At 55.7% G+C, this 16,246-nt stretch carries 20 protein-coding genes; 16 read left to right on the forward strand and 4 right to left on the reverse strand.

The window, feature by feature from the left end; all coding sequences use genetic code 11:
* Positions 1–24: 24 nt before the first annotated feature.
* The gene (gene ung / locus B8P98_RS06880) at positions 25–714 is read right to left on the reverse strand and encodes a uracil-DNA glycosylase (protein WP_025711649.1); all 690 of its coding nucleotides are present in this window, start codon (positions 712–714) and stop codon (positions 25–27) included.
* Positions 715–1,025: 311 nt separating this feature from the next.
* Between ung and grcA the strand changes: the two genes are divergently transcribed.
* Positions 1,026–1,409, forward strand: a complete 384-nt coding sequence (gene grcA, locus B8P98_RS06885; RefSeq protein ID WP_002914084.1) for an autonomous glycyl radical cofactor GrcA — start codon at positions 1,026–1,028, stop codon at positions 1,407–1,409.
* Between the two features lie 45 nt (positions 1,410–1,454).
* Here grcA and srmB read toward each other — a convergent pair whose 3' ends face one another.
* Positions 1,455–2,786, reverse strand: a complete 1,332-nt coding sequence (gene srmB, locus B8P98_RS06890) for an ATP-dependent RNA helicase SrmB (RefSeq protein ID WP_025711652.1) — start codon at positions 2,784–2,786, stop codon at positions 1,455–1,457.
* A gap of 131 nt (positions 2,787–2,917) precedes the next feature.
* Between srmB and trmN the strand changes: the two genes are divergently transcribed.
* On the forward strand, positions 2,918–3,655 hold the full coding sequence (gene trmN / locus B8P98_RS06895; protein WP_025711653.1) for a tRNA(1)(Val) (adenine(37)-N(6))-methyltransferase TrmN: 738 nt from the start codon (positions 2,918–2,920) through the stop codon (positions 3,653–3,655).
* On the opposite strand, the gene nadB is transcribed toward trmN, so the two are convergent.
* On the reverse strand, positions 3,640–5,259 hold the full coding sequence (gene nadB, locus B8P98_RS06900) for an L-aspartate oxidase (protein ID WP_025711654.1): 1,620 nt from the start codon (positions 5,257–5,259) through the stop codon (positions 3,640–3,642). The two genes, trmN and nadB, sit on opposite strands and share 16 nt — an antisense overlap.
* 327 nt (positions 5,260–5,586) lie before the next feature.
* On the opposite strand from nadB, the gene rseD reads away from it, so the two are divergent.
* The 12 genes from rseD (at position 5,587) to acpS (ending at position 15,048) form a co-directional block, all read left to right on the forward strand.
* Positions 5,587–5,682, forward strand: a complete 96-nt coding sequence (gene rseD / locus B8P98_RS31995) for a rpoE leader peptide RseD (protein WP_121980491.1) — start codon at positions 5,587–5,589, stop codon at positions 5,680–5,682.
* Positions 5,679–6,254 (forward strand): RNA polymerase sigma factor RpoE, encoded by a 576-nt coding sequence (gene rpoE, locus B8P98_RS06905; protein ID WP_002914074.1) that lies wholly within the window; start codon positions 5,679–5,681, stop codon positions 6,252–6,254. The genes rseD and rpoE overlap by 4 nt, the downstream gene beginning before the upstream one ends.
* Positions 6,255–6,286: 32 nt before the next feature.
* The gene (rseA, locus tag B8P98_RS06910; protein WP_025711655.1) at positions 6,287–6,937 is read left to right on the forward strand and encodes an anti-sigma-E factor RseA; all 651 of its coding nucleotides are present in this window, start codon (positions 6,287–6,289) and stop codon (positions 6,935–6,937) included.
* Positions 6,937–7,893: a sigma-E factor regulatory protein RseB gene (gene rseB / locus B8P98_RS06915; protein WP_004201821.1), complete on the forward strand. Its 957-nt coding sequence runs from the start codon at positions 6,937–6,939 to the stop codon at positions 7,891–7,893. Before rseA ends, rseB begins: the two co-directional genes overlap by 1 nt.
* Positions 7,890–8,369, forward strand: coding sequence for a SoxR-reducing system protein RseC (gene rseC / locus B8P98_RS06920; protein WP_080896815.1), 480 nt, complete (start codon positions 7,890–7,892; stop codon positions 8,367–8,369). The genes rseB and rseC overlap by 4 nt, the downstream gene beginning before the upstream one ends.
* A gap of 185 nt (positions 8,370–8,554) precedes the next feature.
* Positions 8,555–10,354 carry a translation elongation factor 4 gene (gene lepA / locus B8P98_RS06925; protein WP_025711657.1) on the forward strand — a complete coding sequence of 600 codons (1,800 nt, stop codon included), beginning with the start codon at positions 8,555–8,557 and terminating at the stop codon, positions 10,352–10,354.
* Positions 10,355–10,369: 15 nt separating this feature from the next.
* Positions 10,370–11,344, forward strand: coding sequence for a signal peptidase I (gene lepB / locus B8P98_RS06930; RefSeq protein ID WP_025711658.1), 975 nt, complete (start codon positions 10,370–10,372; stop codon positions 11,342–11,344).
* Positions 11,345–11,593: 249 nt separating this feature from the next.
* A complete protein-coding gene (gene rnc / locus B8P98_RS06935) occupies positions 11,594–12,274 on the forward strand; it encodes a ribonuclease III (protein WP_002914065.1) in 681 nt (226 codons plus the stop codon).
* Positions 12,271–13,176, forward strand: coding sequence for a GTPase Era (era, locus tag B8P98_RS06940; RefSeq protein ID WP_025711659.1), 906 nt, complete (start codon positions 12,271–12,273; stop codon positions 13,174–13,176). Before rnc ends, era begins: the two co-directional genes overlap by 4 nt.
* Positions 13,177–13,187: 11 nt before the next feature.
* Positions 13,188–13,925 (forward strand): DNA repair protein RecO, encoded by a 738-nt coding sequence (gene recO / locus B8P98_RS06945; protein WP_002914062.1) that lies wholly within the window; start codon positions 13,188–13,190, stop codon positions 13,923–13,925.
* Between the two features lie 11 nt (positions 13,926–13,936).
* Positions 13,937–14,668, forward strand: a complete 732-nt coding sequence (gene pdxJ, locus B8P98_RS06950; protein WP_025711661.1) for a pyridoxine 5'-phosphate synthase — start codon at positions 13,937–13,939, stop codon at positions 14,666–14,668.
* Complete coding sequence (gene acpS / locus B8P98_RS06955; protein ID WP_025711662.1) at positions 14,668–15,048, forward strand: holo-ACP synthase; 381 nt, start codon at positions 14,668–14,670, stop codon at positions 15,046–15,048. The genes pdxJ and acpS overlap by 1 nt, the downstream gene beginning before the upstream one ends.
* 12 nt (positions 15,049–15,060) lie before the next feature.
* On the opposite strand, the gene B8P98_RS06960 is transcribed toward acpS, so the two are convergent.
* Entirely contained in the window at positions 15,061–15,321 is a 261-nt protein-coding gene (locus tag B8P98_RS06960; RefSeq protein ID WP_025711663.1) for a YfhL family 4Fe-4S dicluster ferredoxin, read from the reverse strand.
* 203 nt (positions 15,322–15,524) lie between these two features.
* Here B8P98_RS06960 and B8P98_RS06965 point away from each other — a divergent pair, with 203 nt between their 5' ends.
* Entirely contained in the window at positions 15,525–15,848 is a 324-nt protein-coding gene (locus tag B8P98_RS06965; RefSeq protein ID WP_080924283.1) for a type II toxin-antitoxin system RelE/ParE family toxin, read from the forward strand.
* Between the two features lie 60 nt (positions 15,849–15,908).
* Positions 15,909–16,205: a NadS family protein gene (gene nadS, locus B8P98_RS06970; RefSeq protein WP_080896817.1), complete on the forward strand. Its 297-nt coding sequence runs from the start codon at positions 15,909–15,911 to the stop codon at positions 16,203–16,205.
* Positions 16,206–16,246: the final 41 nt, after the last annotated feature.

Genomic DNA, 16,246 nt, shown 5'->3' on the forward strand with positions numbered 1-16,246 from the left:
TGCTGGCTTTTTTATGCCTGTCGATCACTCGCTTTCGGCGGGCAGCACTGGCATCCAGTCGATCGGCGCTTCGCCGCGGTCAACCAGCCACTGGTTGGTCTGTACGAAATGGTTGCTGCCAAAGAAGCCGCGATGTGCAGAGAGCGGCGAAGGGTGTGGCGCCTTCAGCACGCAGTGGCGCTGACGATCGATAATCGCGCCTTTCTTCTGCGCATGAGAACCCCACAGCAGAAAGACCACCCCCTCGCAATGCTCATTGATTAACGCGATAACTTTATCGGTAAAGGTCTCCCAACCAAGGCTGGCGTGCGAGTGCGCCTGTCCGGCGCGGACGGTCAGGACCGTATTCAGCAGCAGCACGCCCTGTCGCGCCCAGCTTTCCAGGTAACCGTGGGTGGGGCGGGTAAAGCCGGGGATCGTGGCCTCCAGCTCTTTGTACATATTCAGCAGCGACGGCGGGATCGCGACGCCCGGGCGAACCGAGAACGCCAGACCGTGAGCCTGACCCGGGCCGTGATAGGGGTCCTGGCCGAGAATGACGACTTTGACATCGCTCAGTTCGGTAAAGCGAAACGCATTGAAGACGTCTTTTTGCGGTGGATAGATAGTGATCCCGGACTGACGCTCTTCGGCGACGGTCTTCAGAGTATTGAGAAAATAGGGTTGTTGCTTTTCATCCGCCAGCACGTCATGCCAGGTTAAAGGGGTGGTCATCTTGCTCTCCTGCAAAGGGTCATCGCTATAGCTTAACGACTTCTTTCTGCAGAACAAAATCGCTACCGTTATCTCGTTGCTTTTATGCAAATAAAATTGAAAATTTACAAAAATATTTTTAACCCCACCTGGCGTAACTTGATGTAAAACAATAAAATCCTCGCATACCCACTTTTAGTGAGTGGTTTTTATTGATTTGAATCAATGAATGCCAAGGGTACGGCTGATATATATACAGTCATACAACAATGGTTTTACCAATTGGCCGCGAAGAGGCCAAAATCGAATAAACACTGCCTGGGAGGCATCAAATGATTACTGGTATCCAAATTACTAAAGCGGCAAACGACGACCTGCTGAACTCTTTCTGGCTGCTGGATAGCGAAAAAGGCGAAGCACGTTGCCTGTGCGCCAAAGGTGGTTTTGCGGAAGATGACGTGGTTGCGGTGAGCAAACTGGGCGAAATCGAATACCGTGAAATCCCGGTAGACGTGAAACCGGAAGTTCGCGTGGAAGGCGGTCAGCACCTGAACGTTAACGTGCTGCGTCGCGAAACCCTGCTGGACGCGGTTGAGCATCCGGAAAAGTATCCGCAGCTCACCATTCGTGTTTCCGGCTACGCGGTACGTTTCAACTCCCTGACTCCGGAACAGCAGCGCGACGTTATCGCTCGTACCTTTACCGAAAGCCTGTAAGGCTGACGCAAGATGTGAAAACGCCGGGATATCCCGGCGTTTTTTTTACTCTTCGTTGGACGCTGATGGCGTTTCGGCTGCACTTGGCTTGCGGCGCTTACCGATATTCTTGGTATCGCGGTGGCGCTTCTTCACCCGAGGTTTCTCTTTTTCATCTTTTTTCTTCTGAGCGCGCTTCGCCAGCACTTTCTTCGACGGCTTACCGGTCAGTTTCTCGCTTGGCGCACGGGTCGTTGGGCGCAGTTCATCGATCACCCTGGCCTTCAGCGGCTCTTCAATATAACGCCCAATCTTACCCAGCAGCAGATGATCATGCGCTTCTACCAGAGAAATGGCGGTTCCTTTTTTACCGGCGCGGCCGGTACGACCGATACGGTGCAGGTAGGTATCCGCGGTACGCGGCATATCGAAGTTAAAGACGTGGCTGACGTCCGGAATATCGATACCGCGGGCAGCGACGTCGGTGGCGATCAGCACGTTCACGCGACCGTCGGTCAGGCGCTTGATGGCTTCGTTACGCTTGGCCTGCACCATCTCGCCTTCCAGCCAGCAGGTGTTAATCCCGGCCTCACGCAGCCAGTTGGCCAGCTCATGCACGCGCTCGCGCTTACGCACAAAGACGATAGCGCGGGTGGCTTCGGGCTGTTGCAGCAGATTCACCAGCAGTTTGGTTTTATGTTCGATATCGTCGGCGCGGTAGTACCACTGGTGGATTTTCTTACGCTCACGGGTCGACGGATTGGCGGAAACTTCCACCGGCTCCTCCAGCAGACGCTCAGCGAAGTCTTTAATCGCATCGCCTTCCAGTGTCGCGGAGAACAGCATCGTCTGCTTACGCCAGCGAGTTTCACCGGCGATGGTTTCGATATCCTGAGCAAAGCCCATGTCCAGCATGCGGTCGGCTTCATCGAGGATCAGGGTTTCGACGGCGCGGCAGTCAAAGTTCTCTTCTTTAATATATTGCAGCAGGCGACCGGTGGTCGCGACCACGATATCCTGGTTTTCGCTGAACACTTCCGCGTGGTTCATGTACGCGACACCGCCGGTAATGGTGGCGATATCCAGATGGGTATGCTTCGCCAGCTCGCGGGCGTGGTCAGCCACCTGCATCGCCAGCTCACGGGTTGGCGTCAGGATAAGAATTCGCGGCGGGCCGGATTTCTTACGCGGGAAATCGAGCAGGTGCTGCAACGCTGGCAGCAGATACGCCGCCGTTTTACCGGTGCCGGTCGGCGCTGAACCGAGAATGTCACGGCCATCGAGCGCAGGCGGAATAGCGGCGGCCTGAATGGCTGTCGGGCGAGTGAAACCTTTATCCTGGAGGGCTTCCAGCAGGTTTTCGTCGAGTTCAAGTTCGGAAAAAGTCGTTACAGTCATGTTCTACCTCTGAGTGGGCCGCCGATTATAGACGTTACTGACGTAATGTTCATCTGTTTGTAAGGCTATCTGTTCTCCGGTATTGTGCATAGCCTTACGTTCAGGAGTTTTTGTCGGCAAGGTTATTGAGGATGTCTCAGTCGAAGTTTGCGCTGCCGCGCAATGGTTTTACCTTCAAACAGTTCTTCGTCGCCCATGACCGTTGTGCCATGAAGGTGGGCACCGACGGTATTTTGCTCGGCGCCTGGGCGCCGATTGCCGGCGTGAAGCATGTGCTGGATATTGGCGCGGGCTGCGGTCTGTTGGCGCTCATGGTGGCGCAGCGTACCGCTCACGATGTGCGTGTCGATGCGGTTGAGCTGGACGAAGAGGCCGCTGCTCAGGCACAGGAAAATGTCCTCGCGTCACCCTGGTCCGCACGAATTGACGTCAGCCAGGCCGATATTCATCAGTGGCAGCCGTCGCAGACCCGACGCTATGAACTGATAATCAGTAACCCGCCCTTTTTTGCCGAAGGGGTGCCTTGCGCAACCTCGCAGCGGGAGCAGGCGCGGTATACCACGACGCTCGATCACGCCTCCCTGCTGACCTGTGCCGCAGAGTTGATCACGGAAGAAGGATTTTTTTGCGTCGTCCTGCCGGTGGATATCGGGAATGCGTTTATCGAGCGGGCAACCGCGATGGGCTGGCATCTGCGACTGCGCACTGACGTGGCGGAGACCGAGCTGCGGCCGCCGCATCGGGTACTTCTCGCTTTCTCGCCAACGGCGGGGGAGTGTTTCAGCGACCGGCTGGTGATCCGCGGGCCAGAGCAGCAGTATTCTGAAGGATTTACTGCTCTGACCGAGGATTTTTATCTCTTTATGTGAGCCAGGGGCGACAATATTGAGGGGCCGCTGTTCGGCAGCGGCTGTGGATAGTCGAGGGTATAGTGCAGACCGCGACTCTCTTTACGCAACATCGCACAGCGTACGATAAGCTCCGCTACCTGCACCAGATTGCGCAGCTCCAGCAGATTATTCGAGACGCGGAAGCGGGCGTAATACTCATCCAGCTCCTGCTGTAGCATGGTAATGCGCCGCAGGGCGCGCTCCAGTCGGCGCGTCGTGCGCACAATCCCGACATAATCCCACATCAGCAGCCGCAGTTCGTGCCAGTTGTGCTGGATAACCACCAGTTCATCCGGGATCTCCACCTGACTTTCATCCCATGCCGGCAGAGAGGCGACCTTCTGAGCCAGTGGCAGGCGCCGGGCGATATCCTCCGCAGCGGACCAGCCATAGACCAGGCACTCCAGCAGCGAGTTTGACGCCATTCGGTTCGCACCGTGTAGCCCGGTATAGCTGACTTCACCGATGGCGTATAAACCATCGACGTCAGTACGGCCATTATCATCCACCATCACACCGCCGCAGGTGTAATGCGCGGCGGGAACGATCGGCACCGGCTCTTTTGTCAAATCGATGCCCAGGCCGAGCAGCTTTTCGTAAATCATCGGGAAGTGCTGGCGAACAAACGCCTCGGGCTTGTGACTGATATCAAGGTACATGCAGTCGACGCCGAGGCGCTTCATTTCATGATCGATAGCACGGGCAACAATATCGCGCGGAGCCAGTTCACCGCGCTCGTCAAAGTCCGGCATAAAGCGGGTGCCGTCCGGTCGCTTAAGGTGAGCGCCTTCGCCGCGCAGTGCTTCAGTAAGCAGGAAATTGCGTGCCTGTGGATGATACAACGCGGTGGGGTGGAACTGGTTGAACTCCAGATTCGCCACCCGGCATCCCGCTCGCCAGGCCATCGCAATACCGTCTCCGGAAGAGACGTCGGGGTTGGTGGTGTATTGATAAACCTTGGCGGCGCCGCCGGTCGCGAGCACTACCGCCTTCGCGCTGCAGGTTTCTACGCGCTCTTTATTGCGGTTCCAGATCCAGGCCCCAACTACCCGGCGCGTACCTGGCAGGCCAATTTTATCCGAGACGATCAAATCAACCGCATTGCTGCGCTCAATGATGCGGATATTAGGATGAGCAAGGGCTTTATCGACCAGTGTCGTTTCCACCGCTTTGCCGGTAGCGTCAGCGGCGTGAAGAATGCGCCGGTGGCTGTGTCCCCCCTCGCGGGTGAGGTGGTAGCTCTCTTCGCCATTCGCCTGAACCTGGGTGTCGAATAGCACCCCCTGATCGATAAGCCACTGTACGCAAGGCCTGGCGTTGCTGGCAACGAAGGTGACCGCATGGCGATCGCAGAGTCCTGCGCCAGCGATGAGGGTGTCTTCGACATGAGATTCGATACTGTCCGTCTCATCAAAGACGGCGGCAATTCCGCCCTGCGCATAAAAGGTCGAACCTTCGCTAATCGGCCCTTTACTAAGTACCGTCACCGAACTGTGCTCTGCCAGGCGCAGGGCAAGGGAAAGACCGGCAGCGCCGCTGCCAATAATCAACACGTCACAAGAGAAATCAGGTGTGGTATTCATCGTCTTTGTTTAATTTACTAAACACATTTCGCTCACAATAGCACCAGCCTGCGAGGAATCGTACAATTTTTTTGCCTGGCGTTGTGACGGCTAAACAGAAAGGGACGGGAAAGGTGGCGTTGAGGGCGTAAAAAACGAAGCGGGGCCGCTTGTTTCTATAGGATTTTATAGTGAAATAAACGCCGTGTTACGATACCCTTCAAACGGGCCTGCGCTTTTTCTTATTGACTAACCTATCGTTTAGCAACCTGGGCATATAATGATTGATAACGATCTGCCGCCGTTGCCAGACAAAAAACAAAAGCGTAACGGAACTTTATTGTTTTCATGCACTCCAACAGTCAGCTTGCTCATAATGCAGATTTTGGGTGGTGTTTTGAAGACGCATGGGAATTGGGTTTGGGGAGACATTACCTCGGATGAGCGAGCAGTTAACGGATCAGGTCCTTGTTGAACGGGTCCAGAAAGGAGATCAGAAAGCGTTTAATTTGCTGGTGGTGCGCTATCAGCATAAGGTCGCGAGCCTGGTTTCCCGCTATGTACCGCCGGGCGATATCGCTGACGTTGTTCAGGAATCGTTCGTTAAGGCATGGCGTGCGCTGGACTCTTTCCGGGGAGATAGCGCTTTTTACACCTGGTTATACCGTATCGCCGTCAACACGGCGAAGAATTATCTGGTTGCTCAGGGACGCCGTCCGCCGTCCAGCGATGTTGACGCCAACGAGGCGGAAAACTTCGAAAGCGGTGGGGCGTTGAAAGAAATTTCGAACCCTGAGAACTTAATGTTGTCAGAAGAACTGAGACAAATAGTTTTTCGTACCATTGAATCGCTCCCGGAAGATTTACGCATGGCAATTACGTTACGGGAGCTGGATGGCCTGAGCTATGAAGAGATAGCCGCTATCATGGATTGTCCGGTTGGGACGGTGCGTTCGCGTATCTTCCGGGCGCGAGAAGCTATTGATAATAAAGTTCAACCGCTTATCAGGCGTTGACGATAGCGGAATACTGGAAAAGGGTATCAGGCATGCAGAAAGAAAAACTTTCGGCTTTAATGGATGGTGAAACGCTGGATAACGAACTGCTCAACGAGCTGAGTCGTTCTTCTGAGATGCAAAAAACCTGGGAGAGTTACCACCTTATTCGCGATACGCTGCGTGGCGATACCGCAGAGGTGCTGCAGTTTGATATCTCCGCCCGGGTGATGGCCGCCATTGAAAATGAGCCCGTTCGTCAGACGGCGCCGCTTATTCCTGAATCTCAGCCCGCACCAAACCAGTGGCGGCAAATGCCGTTCTGGAACAAGGTGCGTCCGTGGGCCAGTTCACTGACTCAGATGGGCGTAGCCGCCTGCGTATCGCTTGCGGTAATCGTCGGCGTCCAGCACTATAATGGACAGTCTGATGCGACCCAGCAGCCAGAGGCGCCGGTGTTTAATACGCTGCCGATGATGGGTAAAGCGAGCCCGGTTAGCCTTGGCGTACCGGCTGACGCATCAGCAGGTAGCGGCCAGCAGGCGCAGGTGCAGGAGCAGCGCCGCCGGATTAACGCCATGTTGCAGGATTATGAACTGCAGCGTCGCCTGCACGCTGAGCAGCTTCAGTTTGGCCAGGCCCAGACTCAGCAGGCTGCAGTCCAGGTGCCGGGCTATCAAACTTTAGGAACGCAATCGCAGTAATGAAGCAACTTTGGTGTGCTATGTCACTCATGGCAGGCAGCCTGTTGTTCTCTGTCAACGCCTCGGCTGATACATCGTCCGGGGCGTTGTTGCAGCAGATGAACCTGGCCAGCCAGTCACTCAATTATGAGCTGTCTTTCGTCAGCATCAGCAAACAAGGCGTTGAGTCGCTGCGTTATCGTCATGCGCGGCTGAACAACCAGCCGCTGGCGCAGCTGCTGCAGCTGGACGGTCCGCGCCGGGAAGTGGTTCTGCGCGGTACAGAAATCAGCTATTTTGAACCCGGTCTCGATCCATTCACGCTGAACGGCGACTATATCGTCGATTCGCTGCCGTCATTGGTTTACAGCGATTTCAAACGTCTTTCCGCAGCGTATGATTTTATTTCTGTGGGCCGTACCCGTATTGCTGATCGCCTGTGCGACGTCATTCGCGTCGTGGCCCGCGACGGCACGCGCTATAGCTTTATCGCCTGGCTGGACGCTGAAACTAAGCTGCCGCTGCGCGTCGATTTGCTCGACCGCGATGGCGAAACGCTGGAGCAGTTCCGGGTGGTCTCCTTCAACGTTGGCGATAATGTAAGCGCCAGCATGGAGACGCTGGCAAAAGCGAATCTGCCGCCGCAGCTGTCGGTGCCTGAAGGAGGCGACAAAGCCAACTTCAACTGGGCGCCGACGTGGCTCCCGCAGGGCATGACGGAGGTTTCCAGCAGCCAACGCCGTCTTCCCACCTTTGACGGTCCGGTAGAATCACGTCTCTATTCCGACGGCTTGTTCAGCTTCTCGATTAATATCAACCGCGCCACGGCGGCCAGCAGCGACCAGCTGTTGCGCACTGGCCGACGCACCGTCAGCACGACGGTACGCGATAACGCGGAGATCACTGTGGTAGGCGAACTGCCGCCGCAGACGGCGAAGCGTATCTCAGACAGCATTAAATTCAAGGCAGTACAATGATCAAAGAGTGGGCCACCGTGGTTTCCTGGCATAACGGCGTGGCGCAGGTGCACTGCGACGTTAAAGCCTCCTGCAGCAGCTGCGCCTCCCGCGCCGGCTGCGGCAGCCGGGTATTAAACAAGCTGGGGCCACAGACTAGCCATACCATTAGCGTGCCCTGCGAGCAGCCGTTGTCTGCGGGGCAAAAAGTGGAGCTGGGGATCGCTGAAAGCAGCCTGCTGGGCTCAGCGCTGCTGGTCTACATGGCGCCGCTGGCGGGGCTGTTTGTGATGGCGTCGATTTTTCAGGTGCTGTTTGCCAGCGATATCGCCTCGCTGTGCGGCGCGCTGTTGGGCGGCGTCGGCGGTTTTCTGATAGCGCGTGGTCTGTCGCCGCAGCTGGCAGCGCGTCAGTCCTGGCAGCCGGTAATTTTGAGCGTCGCGCTGCCGCCGGATCTGCTGCGTGTTGATACGCCTTCCTCTGAAATGGGGCAGTGATTTCACTGTCCCTCATCTTTATTTACTCTTCCTGTTACAACGCCACAATTTCTGCCGTTATGCTGGATCTAACAGCATTTCCTGGTTTCACGGATGTAGTGTAGAATGCGGCGTTTTCGGATTAAAAAACGTCAGGCACAGTACAGCGGCCTCATGATACTCGTAAGGCATAATTAACTCTAAATATGAAGAATATACGTAACTTTTCGATCATCGCTCACATCGACCACGGTAAGTCGACGCTGTCTGACCGTATCATCCAGATTTGCGGTGGCCTTTCTGATCGCGAAATGGAAGCCCAGGTTCTGGACTCCATGGATCTTGAGCGCGAACGCGGGATCACCATCAAGGCGCAGAGCGTCACCCTGGACTATAAAGCCAGCGACGGTGAGACCTACCAGCTGAACTTTATCGACACCCCGGGTCACGTGGACTTCTCCTATGAAGTTTCCCGTTCTCTTGCCGCGTGCGAAGGCGCGCTGCTGGTGGTAGACGCCGGGCAGGGTGTAGAAGCCCAGACCCTGGCCAACTGCTACACCGCCATGGAGATGGACCTGGAAGTGGTTCCGGTACTTAACAAGATCGACCTGCCTGCGGCCGACCCGGAGCGCGTAGCGGACGAAATTGAAGATATCGTCGGGATTGACGCTCACGACGCGGTGCGCTGCTCGGCGAAAACCGGCGTTGGCGTGCCGGACGTGCTGGAACGCCTGGTACGCGATATTCCGCCGCCGGAAGGCGATCCGGACGCGCCGCTGCAGGCGCTGATTATCGACTCCTGGTTCGATAACTACCTCGGCGTGGTGTCGCTGGTGCGGATTAAAAACGGCACCATGCGCAAGGGCGACAAAATTAAGGTGATGAGCACCGGTCAGGTCTATAACGCCGACCGTTTGGGCATCTTCACCCCGAAACAGGTTGACCGTACCGAGCTGAAATGCGGCGAGGTGGGCTGGCTGGTCTGCGCGATCAAAGACATCCTCGGCGCGCCGGTGGGCGATACCCTGACCGCCGCCCGCAACCCGGCAGACAAAGCGCTGCCTGGCTTTAAGAAGGTGAAACCGCAGGTTTATGCCGGCCTGTTCCCGGTGAGCTCCGATGATTATGAAGCCTTCCGCGACGCGCTGGGCAAACTGAGCCTCAACGATGCCTCTCTGTTCTACGAGCCGGAAAGCTCTACCGCGCTGGGCTTCGGCTTCCGCTGCGGCTTCCTTGGCCTGCTGCACATGGAGATCATTCAGGAACGTCTGGAGCGTGAATACGATCTCGACCTGATCACCACCGCGCCAACGGTAGTCTACGAAGTGGAGACCACCTCCAAAGAAGTTATCTACGTCGACAGCCCGTCCAAGCTGCCGCCGCTGAATAATATTCAGGAGCTGCGCGAGCCAATCGCCGAGTGTCACATGCTGCTGCCGCAGGAGTTCCTCGGTAACGTGATCACCCTGTGTGTCGAGAAGCGTGGCGTGCAGACCAACATGGTTTACCACGGTAAACAAGTGGCGCTGACTTACGAAATCCCGATGGCGGAAGTGGTCCTCGACTTCTTCGACCGTCTGAAGTCTACCTCCCGCGGCTATGCGTCGCTGGACTACAACTTCAAACGCTTCCAGGCGTCGAACATGGTACGTGTCGACGTGCTGATCAACGGCGAGCGCGTCGATGCGCTGGCGCTGATCACCCACAACGATAACGCGCCGTATCGCGGCCGCGAGCTGGTGGAAAAGATGAAAGATTTGATTCCGCGTCAGCAGTTCGACATTGCGATTCAGGCGGCCATCGGCAACCACATCATCGCGCGCTCTACCGTGAAACAGCTGCGTAAAAACGTCCTGGCGAAATGCTACGGCGGCGACGTCAGTCGTAAGAAAAAGCTGCTGCAGAAGCAGAAAGAAGGTAAGAAGCGTATGAAGCAGGTCGGTAACGTTGAGCTGCCGCAGGAAGCGTTCCTCGCCATTCTGCACGTTGGTAAAGACGGCAAATAACCCTAAGGAGTTGGCATGGCGAACATGTTTGCCCTGATCCTGGTGATTGCGACCCTGGTGACGGGCGTTTTATGGTGCCTGGACAAGTTCATTTTTGCACCGAAACGTCGTGAGCGTCAGGCCGCTGCTCAGGCAGCGACCGGCGAGCAACTGGACAAGAAGACGCTGAAGAAAGTCGGCCCGAAACCGGGCTGGCTGGAAACCGGCGCATCGGTTTTCCCGGTGCTGGCGATCGTTCTGGTGGTGCGTTCATTTATTTATGAGCCGTTCCAGATCCCGTCAGGTTCGATGATGCCAACGCTGCTCATCGGCGATTTTATTCTGGTAGAGAAATTTGCCTACGGCATTAAAGATCCTATCTACCAGAAAACGCTGATCGAGACCGGCCATCCTAAGCGCGGCGATATCGTGGTCTTCAAATATCCGGAAGATCCGCGTCTCGACTACATCAAGCGCGCGGTGGGGTTACCGGGTGATAAGGTCACCTACGATCCGGTAGCCAAGCAGGTCACTATTCAGCCGGGATGCAGTTCCGGACAGGCCTGTGGCAACGCGCTGCCGGTGACCTATTCCAACGTGGAGCCGAGCGATTTCGTTCAGACCTTCTCCCGTAGCAACGGCGGGGAAGCGACCAGCGGTTTCTGGCAGCTGCCGAAAGGCGAAACCAAAGCCGACGGGATTCGTCTGACCGAGCGTCAGGAGACGCTGGGCGACGTCACGCACCGTATTTTGATGGTGCCGATTGCCCAGGATCAGGTCGGAATGTACTACCATCAGTCTGGTCTGCCGCTGGCCACCTGGATTGTGCCGCCCGGTCAGTACTTTATGATGGGCGACAACCGGGATAACAGCGCCGACAGCCGTTACTGGGGCTTTGTGCCGGAAGCCAACCTGGTCGGCAAAGCGACCGCAATCTGGATGAGTTTTGAAAAGCAGGAAGGCGAATGGCCGACCGGCGTGCGGTTATCGCGCATTGGTGGAATTCATTAATTTTCTCTGCTGAATTCACGTCGCTGCTATTATCGCAGCGGCGTGAATTATTTAGTATTTAAATCCATTCAAACTAACGACATCCCGTGTCGTTGCGTATAGAATATCCCCCCGAAGTTTTTGGTTGTCGCTCTGCCGGGTGACACTGCACACGAAAGCGTATTGGTCTGTTTCAACTTACTGTTTGAAGCGTATGCTCAGGTCGGTTTCGTGTGCTGCATCTTTGACGCATTCATTTATTGGTAACGCATGAACCCCATCGTAATTAATCGGCTTCAACGAAAGCTGGGCTACACTTTTCATCATCAGGAGCTGTTGCAACAGGCATTAACTCACCGCAGTGCCAGCAGCAAACATAATGAGCGCCTGGAATTTTTAGGTGACTCCATTTTAAGTTTCGTGATCGCGAATGCGCTGTATCATCGCTTTCCTCGCGTGGACGAAGGCGATATGAGCCGTATGCGCGCGACGCTGGTGCGTGGCAACACGCTGGCAGAGATCGCCCGCGAGTTTGAGCTGGGCGAATGTCTGCGCCTCGGGCCGGGTGAACTGAAAAGCGGCGGTTTCCGTCGCGAATCAATTCTCGCGGACACCGTTGAAGCGTTAATTGGCGGGGTTTTCCTCGACAGCGATATTCAGAACGTTGAACGCTTAATCCTCTCCTGGTACCAGACTCGTCTGGACGAAATCAGTCCGGGCGATAAGCAAAAGGATCCGAAGACGCGTCTGCAGGAGTATCTGCAGGGACGTCATCTGCCGTTGCCGTCCTACCTGGTGGTCCAGGTGCGCGGCGAAGCGCACGATCAGGAATTTACTATCCACTGCCAGGTCAGTGGCCTGAGTGAACCGGTGGTTGGCACAGGTTCCAGCCGTCGCAAGGCGGAGCAGGCTGCCGCCGAACAGGCGCTGAAAAAGCTGGAGCTGGAATGAGCGAAGAAAAAAGTTATTGTGGGTTTGTTGCCATCGTGGGTCGCCCAAACGTTGGCAAATCCACGCTGTTGAACAAGCTGCTTGGGCAGAAGATCTCGATCACCTCCCGTAAAGCGCAGACTACCCGTCACCGCATCGTCGGCATCCATACTGAAGGGCCGTATCAGGCGATTTACGTCGATACCCCGGGCCTGCATATGGAAGAGAAGCGTGCGATTAACCGCCTGATGAACAAAGCGGCCAGCAGCTCGATTGGCGATGTTGAACTGGTCATCTTCGTGGTGGAAGGCACTCGCTGGACGCAGGACGATGAAATGGTGCTGAACAAGCTGCGTGAAGCGAAAGCGCCGGTGATCCTCGCGGTCAACAAGGTGGATAACGTGCAGGAAAAAGCGGACCTGCTGCCGCACCTGCAGTTCCTCGCCAGCCAGATGAATTTCCTCGATATCGTGCCGATCTCGGCAGAAACCGGGACTAACGTCGACACCATCGCGGCGATCGTGCGTAAGCATCTGCCGGAAGCGATCCATCACTTCCCGGAAGATTATATTACCGATCGTTCTCAGCGCTTTATGGCCTCTGAAATCATCCGTGAAAAACTGATGCGTTTCCTCGGCGCAGAGTTGCCGTACTCCGTCACCGTGGAAATTGAACGTTTCGTGACCAATGAGCGCGGTGGCTACGATATCAACGGTCTGATCCTCGTCGAGCGCGAAGGGCAGAAGAAGATGGTGATTGGCAACAAAGGCGCCAAAATCAAAACCATCGGCATCGAAGCGCGTAAGGACATGCAGGAGATGTTTGAAGCGCCGGTGCACCTCGAGCTGTGGGTTAAAGTGAAATCCGGCTGGGCCGATGACGAGCGCGCGCTGCGCAGTCTCGGTTACGTTGACGACCTCTGAGTTAACGCAACGTGGATGGATGGCAGCGCGCCTTTGTCCTGCATAGCCGACCGTGGAGCGAAACCAGCCTGATGCTGGACGTCTTCACGGAAGAATCGGGTCGCGTGCGCCTGGTTGCCAAAGGCGCACGCTCCAAACGCTCTAATCTCAAGGGCGCTTTACAGCCCTTCACCCCCTTACTGGTTCGCTTCGGCGGCCGCGGCGAAGTCAAAACCCTGCGCAGCGCAGAAGCGGTCTCGCTGGCGCTACCGCTCAGCGGTATCACCCTCTACAGCGGTCTCTACGTTAACGAGCTTATCTCCCGCGTGCTGGAGCACGAAACACGCTTCTCCGAACTCTTTTTCGACTACCTGCACTGCATTCAGGCGCTCGCCGGGGCCAGCGGCTCGCCTGAACCCGCGCTGCGACGTTTTGAGCTGGCGCTGCTCGGGCACCTGGGCTATGGCGTGGATTTTCTCCACTGCGCGGGGAGCGGTGAGCCGGTGGACGACACCATGACCTACCGCTATCGCGAAGAAAAGGGCTTTATTGCCAGCCTGGTGATTGATAACAACACGTTTACCGGGCACCATTTGAAAGCGTTGGCGAGTCGTGAGTTTCCTGATGTTGATACGCTGCGCGCCGCAAAGCGCTTTACCCGTATCGCCCTGAAGCCCTATCTCGGCGGCAAACCACTCAAGAGCCGGGAATTGTTTCGCCAGTTTATGCCCGCGCGAAAGGCGCGAGCGGATAATACGAATAATGATTAACGAGGATTGTCATGGCTGAATTACTGTTAGGGGTCAATATTGACCATATCGCGACCTTACGTAACGCGCGCGGTACCGCTTATCCGGATCCGGTGCAGGCGGCTTTCATTGCTGAACAGGCCGGCGCCGACGGCATTACAGTGCATCTGCGCGAAGACCGTCGCCATATTACCGATCGCGATGTACGTATCCTGCGCCAGACCCTGCACACCCGCATGAATCTTGAAATGGCAGTCACCGAAGAGATGCTGGCGATCGCCTGCGAAACCAAACCGCACTTCTGTTGCCTGGTGCCGGAGAAGCGTCAGGAAGTCACTACCGAAGGCGGACTGGATGTAGCGGGGCAGCGCGATAAAATGCGCGACGCCTGTAAACGCCTGGCAGATGCCGGCATCCTGGTCTCTCTGTTTATTGATGCGGATGAAGCGCAGATCAAAGCGGCGGCGGACGTTGGCGCGCCCTATATCGAAATTCACACCGGCTGCTACGCCGATGCCAAAACTGACGCCGAGCAGGCGAAGGAGCTGGAACGTATTGCCAAAGCGGCCACCTATGCCGCCAGCCTTGGCCTGAAAGTGAATGCTGGCCATGGTCTGACCTACCACAACGTGAAAGCGATTGCTGCGCTGCCGGAAATGCATGAGCTGAATATCGGCCACGCGATTATCGGTCGGGCGGTGATGAGCGGCCTGAAAGAGGCAGTCGCGGAAATGAAACGTCTGATGCTGGAAGCGCGCGGCTAATGGCTATCCTCGGGCTGGGGACCGACATCGTCGAGATCGCCCGTATCGAAGCGGTGATCGCCCGTAGCGGCGATCGCCTTGCCCGCCGGGTGCTGAGCGACCATGAATGGAGCATCTGGGCGCAGCATCAGCAGCCGGTGCGTTTCCTGGCGAAACGCTTTGCGGTCAAGGAAGCGGCGGCGAAAGCGCTGGGAACCGGGATCCGTAATGGACTGGCCTTTAATCAGTTCGAGGTTTACAACGATGAGCTGGGCAAGCCGAAGCTGCGGTTATGGGGTGAGGCGCAACGGCTGGCGGATCGGCTGGGGGTGAGTCACATTCATGTCACGCTCGCCGACGAGCGACATTACGCCTGCGCCACGGTGATCGTCGAAAGTTAAGCAGGGCGGTTGTTAAATTTTATCCGCGTGGTGCAGCAGCACAAATTTATCCCACAGCTGTTCTTCACTCTCGATGTGTGCCGGATCTTTCAGGATCGTATTTGGGATCGGGCACACTTTCTGGCAGGTTGGCGTGTCGTAATGCCCCACGCACTCAGTGCAGCGGTCGCTGTTAATTTCATAAATGCTGTCACCCATCGAAATGGCCTCATTCGGGCATTCCGGTTCGCACATATCGCAATTGATGCATTTTTTGGTAATTAACAGCGCCATCAGGAAAGTCTCAGAAACAACACAAACAGGGCGGGCATTATACGCCCATTTGCTGCTCAGACCAGCTTTTTCACCAGCGCTTCGCTATGGCTCATACTGAACAATCCCGCTGCACTAAAGATGTACCGGGTACATTTATCAGCTTGATTGTTGTACCCGGTACACTTATGATGGTTTTATAATCATCATACGCAGGATGCGGTATGTACACTTTTATTGAGCTGCAGGGTTTCAGTAAACGGCGTCAGGCGCTTCTACCGGATGACGAGTTTCGCGTTTTTCAGGAGATGTTGATTGAGGATCCTGAGGCTGGCGATACCATTGCAGGGACTGGGGAATTTCGAAAAATTCGCTGGAGCCGACCGGGGATGGGCAAGCGTGGCGGGGTGAGAATTATTTATTACAATGTGACGCGTAAAGGGCGAATTTATCTGGCATTGGTCTATCCCAAAAATGAGCTGGATGATTTAACGGAAGAACAAAAGAAGATGCTGAAACAGTTATCCGCTATGCTGGTATTCCGCTGAGTTTCTATCACTCCACGGGACCACGGTGTCAGTGGTGTCCACGAGGGCGATGAGGTACAGATGAAAGACGAATTATTTGCCGATCTGCTGGCCAGTGCAGAAGAAATGGTGAGAATTGAAAAAGGTGAGCAAACCCCTGAGCCACAGCATGTTCACACTTATAGCCCGATTGATGTGAAAGCGATTCGCGAGGCTACCGGCTTAAAACAGCAGGATTTTGCTCTCGCCGTAGGCGTTAGCTATGACTTAGTTAAAAGCTGGGAAACTAAACGGCGCGAGCCAACCGGCGCCCCGAGAAAATTGCTGCTTTTATTACAGCTCAATCCTTTTATTATCAATCAGCTTAAAGCAATTTAGATTTTTGATACTCATAATGGGCGTGGCAGTATTTTCTGACG

Source organism: Klebsiella quasivariicola (genome assembly GCF_002269255.1).
Taxonomy (GTDB): Bacteria; Pseudomonadota; Gammaproteobacteria; order Enterobacterales; family Enterobacteriaceae; genus Klebsiella; species Klebsiella quasivariicola.